The 16,204-nt window shown below is 37.0% G+C and carries 14 protein-coding genes; 10 read left to right on the top strand and 4 right to left on the bottom strand.

What is annotated here, in order from left to right; all coding sequences use genetic code 11:
* Nucleotides 1–25: 25 nt before the first annotated feature.
* Complete coding sequence (locus NBX03_RS04440; RefSeq protein WP_250229545.1) at nt 26–1,867, bottom strand: S-layer homology domain-containing protein; 1,842 nt, start codon at nt 1,865–1,867, stop codon at nt 26–28.
* Between the two features lie 482 nt (nt 1,868–2,349).
* Here NBX03_RS04440 and NBX03_RS04445 point away from each other — a divergent pair, with 482 nt between their 5' ends.
* Complete coding sequence (locus NBX03_RS04445) at nt 2,350–4,125, top strand: aminopeptidase P family protein (RefSeq protein WP_250229546.1); 1,776 nt, start codon at nt 2,350–2,352, stop codon at nt 4,123–4,125.
* A 697-nt stretch (nt 4,126–4,822) separates the two neighbouring features.
* Entirely contained in the window at nt 4,823–6,094 is a 1,272-nt protein-coding gene (locus NBX03_RS04450; protein WP_250229547.1) for a hypothetical protein, read from the top strand.
* A gap of 227 nt (nt 6,095–6,321) precedes the next feature.
* Here the strand turns inward: NBX03_RS04450 and thiD are convergent, their stop codons facing one another.
* Nucleotides 6,322–7,134 (bottom strand): bifunctional hydroxymethylpyrimidine kinase/phosphomethylpyrimidine kinase, encoded by an 813-nt coding sequence (thiD, locus tag NBX03_RS04455; RefSeq protein ID WP_250229548.1) that lies wholly within the window; start codon nt 7,132–7,134, stop codon nt 6,322–6,324.
* A 147-nt stretch (nt 7,135–7,281) separates the two neighbouring features.
* On the opposite strand from thiD, the gene pdxR reads away from it, so the two are divergent.
* Nucleotides 7,282–8,676, top strand: coding sequence for a MocR-like pyridoxine biosynthesis transcription factor PdxR (gene pdxR / locus NBX03_RS04460; RefSeq protein ID WP_250229549.1), 1,395 nt, complete (start codon nt 7,282–7,284; stop codon nt 8,674–8,676).
* Nucleotides 8,677–9,157: 481 nt separating this feature from the next.
* On the opposite strand, the gene NBX03_RS04465 is transcribed toward pdxR, so the two are convergent.
* Nucleotides 9,158–9,841: a DUF3298 and DUF4163 domain-containing protein gene (locus NBX03_RS04465; protein WP_250229550.1), complete on the bottom strand. Its 684-nt coding sequence runs from the start codon at nt 9,839–9,841 to the stop codon at nt 9,158–9,160.
* Nucleotides 9,842–10,345: 504 nt separating this feature from the next.
* Nucleotides 10,346–10,522, bottom strand: coding sequence for a hypothetical protein (locus NBX03_RS04470; protein ID WP_250229551.1), 177 nt, complete (start codon nt 10,520–10,522; stop codon nt 10,346–10,348).
* 351 nt (nt 10,523–10,873) lie between these two features.
* Between NBX03_RS04470 and NBX03_RS04475 the strand changes: the two genes are divergently transcribed.
* The 7 genes from NBX03_RS04475 to arr all read left to right on the top strand — a co-directional run bounded on the left by NBX03_RS04475 (nt 10,874) and on the right by arr (nt 15,991).
* Nucleotides 10,874–12,274 carry a TldD/PmbA family protein gene (locus NBX03_RS04475; protein WP_250229552.1) on the top strand — a complete coding sequence of 467 codons (1,401 nt, stop codon included), beginning with the start codon at nt 10,874–10,876 and terminating at the stop codon, nt 12,272–12,274.
* Nucleotides 12,274–13,623, top strand: a complete 1,350-nt coding sequence (locus tag NBX03_RS04480; protein WP_250229553.1) for a TldD/PmbA family protein — start codon at nt 12,274–12,276, stop codon at nt 13,621–13,623. Before NBX03_RS04475 ends, NBX03_RS04480 begins: the two co-directional genes overlap by 1 nt.
* A gap of 110 nt (nt 13,624–13,733) precedes the next feature.
* Nucleotides 13,734–14,246, top strand: coding sequence for a GNAT family N-acetyltransferase (locus NBX03_RS04485; protein WP_250229554.1), 513 nt, complete (start codon nt 13,734–13,736; stop codon nt 14,244–14,246).
* A 93-nt stretch (nt 14,247–14,339) separates the two neighbouring features.
* The gene (locus tag NBX03_RS04490) at nt 14,340–14,612 is read left to right on the top strand and encodes a hypothetical protein (protein WP_323373260.1); all 273 of its coding nucleotides are present in this window, start codon (nt 14,340–14,342) and stop codon (nt 14,610–14,612) included.
* A gap of 80 nt (nt 14,613–14,692) precedes the next feature.
* Nucleotides 14,693–15,082, top strand: coding sequence for an AlkZ-related protein (locus NBX03_RS04495; RefSeq protein WP_250229556.1), 390 nt, complete (start codon nt 14,693–14,695; stop codon nt 15,080–15,082).
* Nucleotides 15,083–15,243: 161 nt separating this feature from the next.
* On the top strand, nt 15,244–15,396 hold the full coding sequence (locus NBX03_RS04500; protein WP_250229557.1) for a hypothetical protein: 153 nt from the start codon (nt 15,244–15,246) through the stop codon (nt 15,394–15,396).
* Nucleotides 15,397–15,562: 166 nt separating this feature from the next.
* Nucleotides 15,563–15,991 carry an NAD(+)--rifampin ADP-ribosyltransferase gene (gene arr / locus NBX03_RS04505; RefSeq protein WP_250230222.1) on the top strand — a complete coding sequence of 143 codons (429 nt, stop codon included), beginning with the start codon at nt 15,563–15,565 and terminating at the stop codon, nt 15,989–15,991.
* Nucleotides 15,992–16,204: the final 213 nt, after the last annotated feature.

Genomic DNA, 16,204 nt, shown 5'->3' on the forward strand with positions numbered 1-16,204 from the left:
AAGGCTTTTTGTTTGAAAAATGAGATTATTTAGCCGGATGAAGGGCATTCATTAAATAAGAATAAGCCCAGTGGTCAGAAGGAATATCTGTGTAAGTATAAGGTCCGTCCCTATGGGTTGTTCCTCTGCCGAAGGCACGGCTTATGATTGAAACAGCTTCCGCCTTTGTAACGGTTGCATCGGGTCTTAAAGTATTATCGGGATAGCCTGAAATGGCTCCGATGTTTACAAGCTGGGCCATTGCTTCATAGGCCCAATGGTCTTTTTCCAATAAGGAAAGTTCCACATCTTCATTCAGCTTTAAAATATTATTTAATATTATGGATATTTCTCCACGGGTAACGGATTTATTCGGTCTGAATGTTCCGTCAGTATACCCTGAAACGAAGCCCTTTGAACCGCAGAAACTTACTGCATTGGCATACTGGGCAGAAACGTCATAAAAATTGCCTACATAAAATTTATCCTTATCTGCAAAAAGCTCAAAGAGCATTTGGCAAAGTTCCGCTCTTGAAACTTCCCTTTGGGGCTGAACGAGACCGTTTTCTGCCGTAATATAAGGTTTCAGTTTAAATTCGTCAAGCTCTATTAAATCGTTTATAGAATAATTTTCGAGGTTTGCGGGAGCTGTAGGAACCTTTTCATAGTATTCTGTATCTGTTTTTACTGCTGCGGTAAAGCTTTGGGGCTCAAGGTTCGTTTTCATATAATTTTTAATTTGCAGATTAATATTTCCTTTGGGAACCGTATCGTCTGCCACTAATTTAAGGCCTGTTATGGTAAGGGTTGAGATTTCATCTCTTCTGGATTTTTCAATGCCTTTTAACTCAACAAAAACCCTTGAATAATTTACCTCACCGGCAGGGTAATGGTAAGTAAGGGTATAGTCCTTATCGTTTATGCCGTAGCCGCTTCTTTTTGTATCTTTCGTCCATTTGATATTTTCTGAAAGATGGAGTTTAACGGCGCTTTCGCCGTTTACTGTCATATTCAGGGCTTTATAGTCATTTTCTTTTATAAGATCTGAAGGAACATCGGGAAGTATCTTAACCCCCTGGGGAGCAGTGATTTCAAAAGTCCCTTCGGATATGGTGCCTACTACTTTTTCAGAAATTGTTATTTTATCTATGGGAAATACTGTTTTTCCCTCGACGGGAGTTTTAACCTCTGTTATGCTCTTTTTAATTTTCTTTGCTGCTTCTGAAATACCGCTGTAAGGTACAGCTTCGGCAAATTTATGGGTGGAAGAGCTTATTTCATTATAGCTTTCTATGGTTACATACATATCTTCATATTGGAGAGCTCTTGTTACTAAAGGCACTCTTATGGATTCGCCTTCTTTTCCGTCTCTTGAAGTTACAAGAGTTGCAACGGAGTCATCTGAACCTATGTGAAGAATGTAAGGAATTTCATTGGCAGCTGTTACAATCCTTGTATATACGCCGCTTGTTGACGTACTGGAGGTAGGGATGAATTCTCCCACGGTGGTATTATAGTTGGTGGGAAGCTTTTCTTCTATTCCTCCGGTGTAGTATTCATTGGCGTATTGGTCACCATTTAGGTTAACGCTTCTGAAAAACCATACGCCGTTTTGGAGGGTAAGCTTTACAGAAGAGTTTGCAGGAAGATCGTCTTTTAATTCTATTACAAGCTCTGAAGCGGGGAAAGCATATTTTACACCTTTTACATAATTATCTGCCGAAATAAGGCCTTTAACGCTGATGACATCTGTATACATGGTTTCCTCGTCCATGACGTCAAGCTGTTTTGTAAGATGATTTTCGGAAGCAGCGTATACGTTAGGAGGAAATGTTAAGGACGAAATCACAAATATTGAAGCAAAAAGAGCAGAGAGCCTTTTTTTCATCAATAATTCTCCTTTCCTGTTCATAATTTTATAATTTACTCTACTATACATGGTAACATTTTATTGTTTTAAAGTAATAACAAAATTGTTAAGAATTTGTAACTATTGTGTTCTTGAATATAATTTATTATAATTATAGCAAAACAAGATTAAGGTAAGAACAAAAATCTATTTTTCATAAATGGCTTAAAATATAGAATCGCTATTTTAAGCCATTCAAAATATACAATTTTTGTTACGCTAATTCATTGTTTTACTATGGTTATCATAAACGCTTTACTTTTTATGAATATGACAGAAAATTATATATAAAATATCTTAAGAAACACAGTGCAATTGATAGGCGTTATGGTTCAAAAAGATAAAGCTTTCTTTATGAATTATAAGGAGATGCTTGCTTAAAAAACGGTTTCCAAGCTTGTGTGCATTATTTTTTATCTTCACTTAGTATATATAAATAATTATATAACGGGAGGCGCTTCATGGATAGTATAAATGTAAAATTAGAAAAGTTAAGAGGGCTTATGGCTGAAAATGGTATAGATGCTTATCTTATAACTAAGGCGGACCCGCATCAATCTGAAAATGCCAGAGCGTATTGGAACGGGGTTCAGTTTATATCAGGCTTTAAAGGCTCTGCAGGAACTGTAGTTGTAACGAAAGATAAAGCTGGCTTATGGACAGACGGAAGATATTCCATTCAATCCAGAGAGCAGGTTAAGGGAACGGAATTTAACGTTTACATCACTTCCGAGCCGGGGACGAAAAGCTATGTTGATTTCATAAAAAATGAAGTGAAGGAAAAGGGAAGGCTTGGCTTTGATTCAAGAACTTTAAGCGTATCTGATGCAGAAAAGCTTGAAAACACCTTAAAGGAGAAAGAAATAGTGCTTTTCGGAAACAAGGATTTACTTGGGCCTATTTGGGAAAACAGGCCTGAGGACATTGGCGGAAAGGTATTTGACCATTTAACAAAATACTGCGGAACAGACAGGGTTAAAAAAATTGAAGACGTAAGAAAAAGCATGGCGGAAAAAGAGGGCGATACTTATATTATATCCTCCCTTGACGATATCGCATGGCTTTTGAACCTTAGATGTGCAGACGACGAAACTTTATGCTTTCCTGCCTATGTAGTCATGACGAAAGAAAGAACTATATTATTTGCAAATGAAGAAAAGCTTTCAGACGTTCTTGATATTCTTAAAAGAGATCAAGTTGAAATAATGCCCTATGAAAGCATCAATGAATTTTTAAATACCCTTGAAAGTCCGGGGAAAATTATAATAACTCCTTCCAAAACAAGCTATTCTCTTTATTCTGAAATAAAAAATGAAAAAATCGTAAAGCTTGATTTTGATATCACAACAAATATGAAAGCGAGAAAAAATCCCATCGAAATAGAAAACAATAAAGAAATAAGCATAAAAGACGGAGCCGCCCTCGTTAAATTTATAATATGGATAAAGGAAGCATGCAAAACTTCTCCGATAAGCGAATATGAAGCAGGCCTTAAAATGGATAGCCTCCGTAAAGAAATAGAAGGTTTTGTCCACACAAGCTTTTCAACTATTTGCGGTTATGGGGGAAATGCTGCTCAAGCCCATTATAGAGCAACAGAAGATAAAAACAGCGTTATAAAGCCCGAAGGCTTTCTCCTTGTGGATTCCGGCGGAAATTATCTTAAAGGAACTACAGATATCACAAGGACCTTTGCCCTTGGAAAAATAACGGAAGAAATGAAAAGAAATTTTACTTTAGTTTTAAAATGCCATATTGCTCTAGCGAAAGCAAAATTTTTATACGGAGCCACAGGAGCAAACCTTGATATTTTGGCAAGGCTTCCCTTATGGGAGGAATGCCTTGATTTTAAGCATGGCACAGGTCACGGCATAGGCTTTGCTCTTAACTGCCACGAAGGCCCTCACAGAATCAATCTTACGGCAGGTCCTATACGCCTTGAGGAAGGCATGCTTGTTTCCAATGAACCGGGATTTTATGCCGAAAACCAATATGGCATAAGAAGTGAGAATATTATTCTTGTTAAGGAATACGGTGAAAGCCCTTACGGCAAATTTATGGAATTTGAAACCATTTCGTTCTGTCCTTTTGACCTTGAATCCATTGATAAGGACCTTTTAACAAAAGAAGAAACAAAATGGCTTAATGACTATCATAAGGACGTTTACGAAAAGCTGAGCCCGTATCTTAATGACGAAGAAAAGGCATGGCTTAAAGAAAATACAAGAGTAATATAAAACATAAATATAGTTATTAATCTTAAAAATAAATTTGATAATTATATGAGGGCGCTTACCTAAAAAGACTTACAAGCTAACCCTTGTATCTTTTTCAAAATTCGCTTAGTATAAACTATTATAAGGGCAAAGACATCTATGGTAATCAAGATATCCCTAACGAACTTAAAAAAAGCCCGTTAGGGGTAAGAGGGCGCTTACTTGAAAACGATTTATAAGTTTATTCAGCTTATATCATTTTTAAGTTTGCTTCGTATAAATTGATTTGCTGTATTGATGTTTTTGCCCTTGCGTTTTATAATGGAAGACCTGATATTTTAAAAAATATTTAATTTATTTCATTTTATGTGGAACAAAAATCATTTATGAAACGTCTTAAATATGTATGGCGATGATTTATTCAGTTAAAAATAATCTTAATAAAGATTTTATAATAGATATAATACTTTTTAAAAAGCTTTTCGTATATAGATAAAGTATGGCTTTTAGTTTATATTAGTGATCTGTCGGCGGACATGCCTTATAAATAAAGTTTGTCTGCCTTATATATAATAAATAAAATTTAATAAGGCCAAAAATTTTGCAGTAAAAATTCCATGCTTCAAGGAGTTTTTTGAGAAATTTTTGCATCTTTTGTTTTTTATTTAGTATAAAAATTAATCTGCAGTTTTTTTTGCGGATTAACAGGAGGTTTACCATGATATGTAAAAAGTGCAAGACTGCTGTTGGAGAAAACGATAATATATGCCAAAACTGTGGCAATAATCTTAAAAAAGGCAGGAATATGTGGATTGTTGCAGTAATCCTTATTATAGCGGCGTTGGCTGTAATATATTTTGCCGGAAAAGGCGGCAACGGCGATAATACGCCAGGCGACGCTATAGAAAGCCCGGAACCTGATTTTACGCCTCCTTCTTCTGAGGAGCCGAAACAGGAGGAAACCGAAAGCCCGGAGCCCACGGAAAGCGCAGAACCTGTGCCAAGCAGTGAGGCGGATTTGGATAGACCGATAGAAGAAACATGGGAAATGATAGATAATTTGATTTACAGCGTATCGGATTATTATAAAAATTATAATGAAACGGTTTCTTTTGTTTCTAAAAATGGCTATTTATATGACTTTCCTGCAAAGGCCTATGTTTTCCCCGAGGATTTGCTTGATTTAACAGATATGGACCCTAAATATGCTGAAGAAGGAGCTTTGTTCTTCTTTTTAAGGCCTGCAGACTTAAAGGGCTACGGTGATTTAAGAGTTTCCGACAGTGATGAGCTTGAAATTTTTGTGGGATATGAAACGTCAGAAGGATATGCGATTTCTTCCGAAAGTGAGCCCGGAGGCATCATACCCAATAAAGATTTAAAGGCTGTTCTTGAAAAATATCAATGGGAACACGGAAGCCAAAAGAAGTATGATAAGGATTCCGACGAGCTTATTAAAATTATAGACGCTATAAACAGATATGACGATTCTCAAAAGGCCTATGATATAAGAAGGATAAAAGCCGACGATAAATATATCAGCATCGTCCTTTCGGAAAAGGGTCAGTCTTCCGCTTTAAAGCATTATATTATTGAATTCAGCGGAGATGTTTATAATGTTATTCTTTCCGGAATCGAGGCAGAGACCACAAGCGAAGTATATGTTAACAGGAGCCTTCCTGATTTTAATATGAGTCTTTTGCCGGAATATAGTGTTTCCACAGTTTCAAGGTATTTGAAAAGCGATTTTCAAAATATAGTTGAAGTTATGAGGCAAAACGAGCTCATAGAAGAAAGTGACCTTCCGCTTTTATTCAGTTCAGGAACCGATGAATTCTTATATTTTGAATTTACATCCGGAAAGTTTTTCATAGGCTATTTTGAAAACGATACATGGCAGCTTTATCTGGTTAACGGCTATGACGACGCCAAAAGCTTTATGGAAAGTATCGTAAATAAGCCGCCTTTATTCATCCTTAAAGAGTTTTAAAAATTATTGACTTTGAAATAAAAGAATAGCAGCCGCCTGAGAGAGTCAGGCGGCTGCTATTTTCATAAACGGCCGATATATGTTTTTAAGCTAAGCGTAAGAAATTTCCCAAACCATAAGCAAAACAACTTTTAAGAAAGTAACAAAAATCCATTTTCATAAACGGTTTTATTATAAAAGCTTTATCTAAAATATACGATTTTTGTTATCTTGATTTTTGTTTAGCTCTATTTGCAAAGGCGGTATGCCGCATGGTATACGGGACCTACATATTGATTGAATGCAAAACCATGCTTTATGGCTGCATAAGCAAAGTCTTTTGCTTTGCAAACTGCGTCCCTTACGGAAAGGCCTGTTGCAAGGCCGGCAGCTACGGCTGCGGCAAAAGTACAGCCGGCGCCGTGATTGTTATTTGTGGGAAGCTTGGGAAGTGAAAATACTTCAAATTCCTTTCCGTCGTAAAAAAGGTCTATGGCGTCTCCATTTTCTAATGATTTGCCGCCTTTAATCACTACACTTTTTGCCCCTAAGGCACATATTTTAACAGCGGCTTCTTTCATGTCTTCTAATCCCTTTAATTTACCCATGCCGGATAATACGCCGGCTTCAAAAAGATTGGGTGTTGCAACGGTTGCTAAAGGAATAAGCATGTCCCTTAAGGCGTCTGCGTTTTCAGGGTTTAAAACCTCGGCTTCGCCCTTGCATACCATTACAGGATCAATTACTATATTTTTTATATCGCCTTTTTCAAGCGTTTCCTTAACTATTTTTATTATTTCAACATTAGGAAGCATTCCTGTTTTCATTGCGGCGATTTCTCCGCCGGCGGTTGCTGTTTTTATCTGCTGCTTTAAAAGCAACGGGTCTATGGCAGTTACGCCGTGGCTCCAGCCGTTATCCGGATCCATGGTAACGATAGAGGTAATTGCCGTAAGGCCGTAGGTTCCATATTCTTCAAAGGTCTTTAAATCGGCCTGTAATCCGGCTCCGCCGCTGGAATCACTGCCGGCTATGGTTAAAGTTTTAGGTATTGTATTCATAAAGATACCTCCATTAATAATAATAAATATAATACAAAGCAGGCTATAGCTTATATTGAATAATTTATAATATTATTATACAATGAAACCGAACCCAAAAAAAGATACGGTTTTAGATAAAACTAAGGGGACAGTTTGGAGGAACATATGATATACATTGATAAAAATTCTCATGAATCTTTTTATATGCAGATTTACAACCAAATAAAGGAAGGAATTCTTTCGGGTAAAATTGTTACGGGAGAAAAGCTTCCCGGAATACGTTCATTATCAAAAGACATTGGGGTTGCAAGAAATACGGTAGAGAAGGCATATGCTCAGCTTTCTCTGGAAGGCTATATAGAATCGAAGCCAGGCTCCGGTTTTGTGGTTCAAAATACGGGGATAGGATTTTTCATACACAGGCCTGACAAAAGCGATATAGGGGGTATAAAAGAAGAAGCTAAAAGAGAGAAATATAAATATGATTTTCAATACGGCGCTCTACCTATGGATAAATTTCCTGTAAAGCTTTGGAAGCAATATACCGCTAATGCCCTTTCTTCTATGGTTTCTGAAAAAATAGACCAATATCAGGATAATCTCGGAGATTACATGTTAAGAGAAGAGCTTAAAAAATACCTCTATCGGTCAAGAGGAGTAATCTGTTCTTCCGAACAAATCATCGTAAGCTGCGGCCTTCATTACTGCATTGAAATTATATGCAGGCTTTTAGGAGAAAAAAAGACGATTGCCTTTGAAGAGCCGGGCTATCTTGGCCCAAGGGACGTATTTATAAAAAATAATTATACCATAGAGCCTATATATGCGGATGAAAAGGGAATCGATTTATCTTCTCTTAACGCTTCAAAGGCTTCCGGAGCATATGTAACATGTTCTCATCAATTTCCCTATGGAACGGTAATGTCCATAAAAAAAAGGAGACAGCTTCTCCAATGGGCATCTGAAAATGACGCATACATTATAGAGGATGATTATGACAGCGAATTCCGATATGATTCAAACCCGGTTCCTTCCCTTCAATCCATAGACAAATTTGACAGAGTGATTTATGTGGGAACCTTTTCAAAATCTCTTTCTCCTTCCATGAGAGTAAATTACCTTGTGCTTCCCAACAGGCTTCTTCCCCAATATCATGAAAGATATAAGGGCTATGCATGTCCCGTTTCATGGATAACCCAAAGAATTCTTGCAAGCTTCATAGAAAACGAGGACTATGAAAGGCATACTCGTAAAATGGCTATTATATGCAAAAAAAAGCATGATAAATTCGTTCAAATCGCAGAACAGCTTATGGGTGATAAAATAAAGCTTTATGGAAAAGGGTCAGGGCTTCACTTTATTATGGAATTCCCTTCTGAGCAAAAGCAAGACAGGCTCATTGAAAAAGCTGCTGTTAATGGGGTCAAGGTGTATCCTACCAAGCCTTTTTGGAATAATAAGTCCATGTATAAGGAAAATACATTGTTCATGGGCTACGGCATGATGACAGAATTAGAAATAGAAGAGGGCCTTAAAATTCTACACAAGGCTTGGTTTTAAATACAAAAAAATAAAACTGAATAATTTAAAGGCTTACAATAATACCGCATCAAAATTATATTTATAAAAGCTAAAGATACGATAATGTGAAATTATACTAAGCGAGGGTGAAAAATTACGTAAGGTAAGCCAGTAAGTCGTTTTTCAAGTGAGGGTCTTCTTGTAGCTAATAAACATTTTTCTATTTTTGTCAAGGATATATAGTCAATTTGCTTTTATTCCGAAGTGAATATTTGGATTGAGACGGTTATACTTATTAAAATTTAAAATTGTTTTTTGCTTTTTAGTTTTAATAAGTTTCTTTAAGTCTATAAGTAAACAAACGTAATCTTTACTAAGTTTATTTACGATATCAGATAAGAGAAAAGCAAATTGACAATGATATTATTTCATATTGAATCAAATATAGTTCTCCCCGAGAAATTTATTTGTGAACAAAATCAAGCACCGCCTGATTTTGTTCATACCTTACCTTGCAATACTAGTCGCATCTGGGCGGTACCACGTTCGGATTTACAAAAGGAATAATAAACTCAGGAATACCTACCGCATAAGGCGCTATCTGATATTGCTGGAAGAATATTGTTATTCCGGAGCCGGTAAGATAATAATTATGAATATTAAAATATTCTGCTACATTTTCTTCATAATTGTCAAAATAAATATTATTTCCATTATCAATCTGTCTTTTTATTTCCCCTTCTATAAAGGATAAGATGTAATTGCTATAATCGAGATCAGGTACAAAAAGAGACTGCAGCTTTGTAAAGCCATAGCCTTGAAGATCCCATGTATCACCTCTGCGTATTGTATTACCATGAGCTCCGCCGGTATATTCGTACCTGTCCATATATAAGCTGACGGAGCAGTTTTGATTATAAGTAATATCTGTTGTATTTGATGCCTCAAAAGGCCTCACGGGAATACCTAGACTTCTCGATTCGTTATACTGCTTTGTTGCAAGATTAAAAAGGTCATTTCTGCAATATCTTTCATACTCTGAAGCCTTTATTCTATAAAATTCATTCATGGTTTCAGTAGCATTGAAAAATCTAATGGATTGAAATTGCGGAAATTCTATTGTATAGCTTAATACCAGAACATTATTATAATACATCTTTTCTTGGCGTACGATCATATTGACATCGACACTATAACCCAACATATAAATTAAACCTCCTTTTATATAGAATATGCCAAATGTTTCATTAAGATTAAGATTTATAGTATAATTAATAAATTTTATGAGTTTGCATAAAGTAATATTAATAACCTTTGAAAAAAGGTTTTAAAATAGTAGATAAAAGGTATATCAGGCCTTTGTTTAATATTTTAATTAGTAAAATATATGGTAATAAAGCCTGTCTCTTCTGTCATTAATTTTTTGAAAATAAAATTTAGATTCACTTTATCCAAACTGTCCTGTCTAGTTTGTGTTAATAAAAAAGCAGAAATTACCCTCGCTATGCTTTCAGGCATAAGCTCAGGCAAATTCTGCTTTCTGTTATTTGTAGTTAATAAATATGAAATAGTAACATTATCAATTTGCTTTTCTCTTATTATATCCGCTAGAAACAGATACTTACAGAGTTATAAAAGCAAATGAACTATATAATGCAGTAAATTAAGACTTAAAATAAGTAAATAAATTTGAGGATAAATTTAGAAGCTATTCTTCCTTTTCCAGCTGGTGGCTGTTATTTTGAATGGCACAGTCTCTTGTTCCGTTAAAAAGGCATGAGCTGCAAAGGGGATTATCTTCATTGGGTGTATTTAAATACCCGCCTTCTTGGTCAATAGACTGATACCTTACGCATCTTCTTAAAATATTGTTATATGACGGCATACGATACCTCCTTTTACTTTAGTATTGCCTTTTAATAAAAGGGTATGCATAATAAATATTAGGGCGTTTCTGAAAACTCCAAACTCTAGTATATTTTGCCATAAAAGCATGACTTCATCGTCGAAAATCCTCAAGATATGCCGTACAGGTTTACCTAGGGTAAACCTGCACGCTCAACATTTTTGCATAAAGCAAAAATGTAAATGCGTGCTATCTCTGCGGTTTTCTTCTCGAATTCAAGCTTTCTTGCAAAATATCCATCGGTTTTCCGGTTTTCAGAAACTGCCTAGGACATTATATTAAATAAATTTATATCTGAACCTGTAAAAATAATCTGAAAGGAAGTTTAAAATGAATATTTCATATCTGATAGACAAAGATACGGCTAAGGATATGCTTCTAAGGGCTTTAAAAACAGGAGGAAGCTTTGCGGAAATATTTGTTGAGCATACTGTAAAAAACAGTATGACTTTAATTAACGGCAGTATAGACAGAGCTGTAAGCGGCGTTGATTATGGCCTTGGCTTAAGGATATTTGACGGCTTCGGTGCTATCTATGCCTACACCAACGACTTATCCTACGAAAACCTTATGAGAATAGCCGATGAAGCGGCAGAAGCCGTTAAAAACCCTGTAGAAGGCATCAGAGTTATGGACTTTACAGTAAAAAAGGCCCGTAATATTTCCCCGATTAAAATAATGCCTGAAAAGGTTTCTAAAAAGGAAGTTTCAGATCTTTTAAAAGAAGCTTCCGACAGCGCTTTTAAATACAGCACCTTAATTACCCAAACCAACGGAAGCTATTCTGATGTGGTACAGAAGGTTAACATCATTACAAGCGAAGGACTCTGGGCAGAAGACGAGCGGGTTTTAACGAATATTACCGTTGCTTCTGTTGCTTCAAGCGAAACGGAAAAGCAAAACGGTTTTATAAGAAAAGGCGCAAGAAAGGGCTTTGAGCTTCTTGAAGAAATTAATATGGCAGAATACGGCAGAAAAAGCGCGGAAACCGCCGTTACAATGCTAAAGGCAGATTTATGCCCCAGTGGAAGTATGCCGGTAGTTATAGATAACGGCTTTGGGGGTGTAATATTCCATGAAGCCTGCGGTCACGGCCTGGAAGCTACTGCCGTTGCCAAAAACGCCTCTGTTTTCTGCGGAAAGCTCGGTAAGCAAATAGCCTCTGAAAAGGTAACAGCCATAGACGACGGTGCAATGCCTAACGAATGGGGAAGCCTTAACATAGACGACGAAGGAACGCCTACCCAAAAGAATATTCTCATTGAAAAGGGTATTTTAAAATCATATTTAGTAGATAAGCTGAATGGCCTTAAAATGAATATGAATTCCACAGGCTCCGGCAGAAGAGAATCTTATCGATTTGCACCTACCTCAAGAATGAATAATACTTATCTTGCAGCAGGAACAGACAAAAAAGAAGATATTATATCTTCTGTAGAATACGGTCTTTATGCCAAGAACATGGGCGGAGGCTCTGTATCCACCGCCACGGGAGATTTTAACTTTGCCGTAAACGAAGCCTATATGATAGAAAAGGGCAAAATAACGAACCCCGTAAGAGGCGCAACATTAATAGGAAAAGGCTCTGAAATCCTTATGGATATCGATATGGTATCGGATAACCTTGCCCTTGCCCAGGGAATGTGCGGTTCCATAAGCGGTTCTATTCCTGCAAATGTAGGCCAGCCTACCATAAGAGTAAAGAAAATTACTGTAGGAGGCAGAAAATAATGGATATAAAATTATTTAAAGAGATGCTTTTTGAAAAAGCCGCGGAATACGGCTTTTCGGAATACGAGCTTTATTATGATAAAAGCCTTGTATTTGACGTTAGAGTATTTGAAAAGGAAATCGCCCAGTATAAAAACGCTGTCTTACATGGTGTAGGCTTCAGAGGGCTTTATCATGGGAAAATGGGTTATTCCTACAGCGAAAAAATCGAAAGTGATGTTATCGATTTCCTTTTAAGCTCCGCCAAGGAAAATGCAGAGGTTATGGACGAAGGGGAGGAGAGGCTTTTTAAAGGTTCTGATTCCTATCCCGAAAGCAAAGGTGTAAGCCTCGAGCTTAATATCCCCTCTGCCGAAGAAAAGATAAACTGGGCGATGCTGATGGAAGAAACTGCCCTTAAAGAAGACAAAAGGGTGGAAGGGGTGGACTATTCCGTTGTTTCAAACGTTCAGGGAGATAATTATATCGCTAATTCCTACGGATTGGAGCTTTCTCAGGAAAACGGTTATGCCATAGCCTATGTTATTATAAGAGTAAAAGATGGAGACGATATAAAAACAGGTTTTGAAATTTATCAGGGAAAGGATTTTAAGGATTTTGACCCTGTTCAATTAAGCAAAAAGGCAGTTAAAAAGGCTATTGATTCTCTTGGGGCAAAGCCCTGCGGAAGCGGCAAAACGGATATAATTTTAAGAAACGATATGGCTTCCGAGCTTTTCAGTGTATTTGTTCAAGGCTTTTACGGTGAAAATGTACAAAAGGGCTTTTCTCTTCTGAAAGGCAAAACGGGAAGCAAAATAGCTGCGGATATCGTTCATATTAAAGATGTTCACTATCACGAAAAAAGCCTTGCTGACGTTTCCTTTGACTCTGAGGGGGTTTGTGCAGAAGATAAGATTATCGTTGAAAATGGTGTTTTAAAAGGTTTTATGCATAATTTGAAATCGGCTTTAAAGGAAGGTGTTCCTCCCACGGGAAACGGCTTCAAGCCCTCTTATAAAGGCTCTGTTTCAACAAGCTATACGAATTTTTATATGGAGCCTTCGGACTTAGACTTTGAAGGATTAAAAAAGAAGCTTGGCAAAGGCCTTATCATTACGGACCTTGCGGGTCTCCATTCAGGGGCCAATGCCATATCCGGCGACTTTTCCCTTCTTGCGGAAGGATTTCTCGTAGAAGAAGGAGAAATCATAAGACCTGTTGAGCAAATAACCATTGCCGGCAATTTCTATGATGTTTTAAAAAATATTACCGCTATAGGCTCCGATTTAAGATTTGAGCCCGGCGGCGCAGGCGGTATTGGCATGCCTTCTCTTATTGTAAAAGATATCAGTGTTTCAGGAATATAAGAAAATAAAGAGCAGGAAAAACAGCCCATTTCAGGCGAAGGGCTTCCGTCTTTCGCCTTTTTATGTCAATTACAGTAAATAGGAGATGAGTCAGGAGGAAAATGCAGGATATGGAAACGAAAAGGCTTCTGATTCGAAGCACCCAAGAAGCCGACGGCCCGGCATGCCTTAATATTTGGCTAGATGAGGAAATGGGAAAATATCTAGCCGATCCGCCGAAAGATAAGGCAGATGAAGCAACTCTTAATTTTGCTGTAGGAATAGAAAACGACGAAGGTTGGTATCCTATGGTGGTATTTCATAAAGATATAGGAGATTTTATGGGAACTTGCAGCATTGTACCCATGGATAAAGGAAGCCGGTGGGATTTAGGCTATGACCTACATAAAAAATATTGGCAAAAAGGTTATGGAACAGAGCTTCTTCAAAAGCTCATTGAAATCGGCAAAGAGAAAGGAATTCGCACCTTCAGTGCAAAGGTTGCCAAAGAAAACATGGCTTCCAATGCCCTTCTAAAGAAGCTTGGATTTCATGTATGGAAGGATGCGGGAAGCTTTAAAAAGCGGGGAACGGATATTGTTTTTGCCGAGTATATATATTTACTTAATATAGAGAGGCAATAAGCTTAAATTTAAAGCTTTCATTGTCTATGCCAAGGCTGAATGAAATATTATGATATTAAAACAAACAGCAATTTCCAAGGGGGTACAATGGTTATGGAAGAGCTTATTAAAATGGGTTTAAATGGTGAAGCACCGCTAAAGCTTATTTTATGCGGAAATGTTCAAAATACGGGAAGCGATAAAGTAGGGGTGGTATCCGTTGTCTATGCCACTACAAATAAGGTGCTGGCAGAAGAAAAAATACGAAAGTTCATGGCTGAAAACCCCGATCATTACTATATGGTGTACAGCGTTCCTCTGGATATAGACCTAACGAAGCTTGCGCATTACCCATCTATCGCCATTGATAAAAGTGATTTGGAATAAACCGATTTATTAATTTCCTATAAGCAAAATATATTTTCTATGGAAAAGTTTAAAATCTGCTATGATATGAGGTGGCTGATTTGCCGGATAAAGAAGAAGCAATGAAAGAAACCCTTTTAAAATCCTATTTTTATCATCATGGCCTTTTGCTGTGCAACGAAAATAAAGAACTGCCGTCTCTTTCTTCCGTGGGCGGTGATTGGAACAGCATCGTTATTATGATAGAGCAGGGGGAAATATTTTACAGTAAGCTTTATAAAGGCAGAGTAACCTATTTATCACAGGATTTTTATGCCCAGATAAAGCCTTTTCGCCAGCGGCTTAATACCGTATCCCCAATAAGCAGAGATATCTTTGATTTTCTAAACAAAAAGGAATATGCCGATACAGCTGAAATTAAAAATATTTTTATGCTCTCCGGCAAAGAATTTCCAAAAGCCATGGACGAGCTATTCAAGGAGCTTTTATAGTAAATTTTATATAAAGAAGTAGCAAAAGCCTATTCCCATCAGGTTAAAAAATACGGATTTCCTTCGGAAACGGTACATTTTTGAACCTGTGTAAATATACGGCTTTGCTACTGTTTAACTTTAAATTTACTATAGTTACTGCCATTAAAAGAAAAAGCACAATGAATATAAATTGGAGCTCATTTTATTGGGGAACCTATACAACATGGGAAAATATGCACCCCCTACCGGAAATTGAAGTTTCAGAAGCAGCCCTGAAATCTTTTATCTCAGGTCTTTTGACAGATAGGCAGATAAACAGGCTTTTAAAGTAAAGAAAGGCATTCTATTTGGCTGAAAAATTAATTTGTAGTAAGTTGCACCTGATTTCTATATCTGTATTGCAAAGGCAATGGATCTATGGACGAAATTTATATGGAGGGCTTTAGCATGAATAAAAAAATCGAGTCAATTGAAATAAACAATAGAGAAGCGGCAGAAATGACTGCTTCATTACAGGATAGTAAAGTTTTGGATGCCGGTCCCTTCTATCATGGCACAAAAGCCGATTTAAAGCCAGGGGATTTGCTTGCGCCCGGATATAGTTCCAACTATGGTGAGGGAAAGAAAGCCAATTACGTCTATATGGCAGCAACCTTAGATGCGGCCATATGGGGTGCAGAACTTGCAATGGGCGATCGCCTCGGCCGTATTTATCGTGTGGAACCCACCGGTATCTTTGAAAATGATCCTAATTTGACAGATAAGAAGTTCCCGGGCAATCCCACCAGGTCCTACCGTACAAAATATCCCTTGCGTATTGTAGGCGAGGTCTTGGAATGGGAAGGCCACTCACCGGAAGTACTCCAGAAAATGCGAGAGGGTCTTGAGGAACTTAAACGTCTTGGCATTGAAGCGATAAATGATTAAATGTAATATATTTAGTTAAATTCAAAACCGCTATCTGTATTTGGATAGTTTTGAATTTATATTAAGGGAACTGAAAGATGATATAAGCGTAAACTGATAAATACTTTTTAAGTGAGCCCCTTATAGGTAACAAAGATGAAAACATCTTTGTTATAGTAAAACAACTTTAAAGTAGGAACAAAAGCCTATTTTTCATAAATGGCTTAATAGAAT

The organism is Anaeropeptidivorans aminofermentans, assembly GCF_940670685.1.
In the GTDB taxonomy this organism is placed as follows: domain Bacteria; phylum Bacillota; class Clostridia; order Lachnospirales; family UBA5962; genus Anaeropeptidivorans; species Anaeropeptidivorans aminofermentans.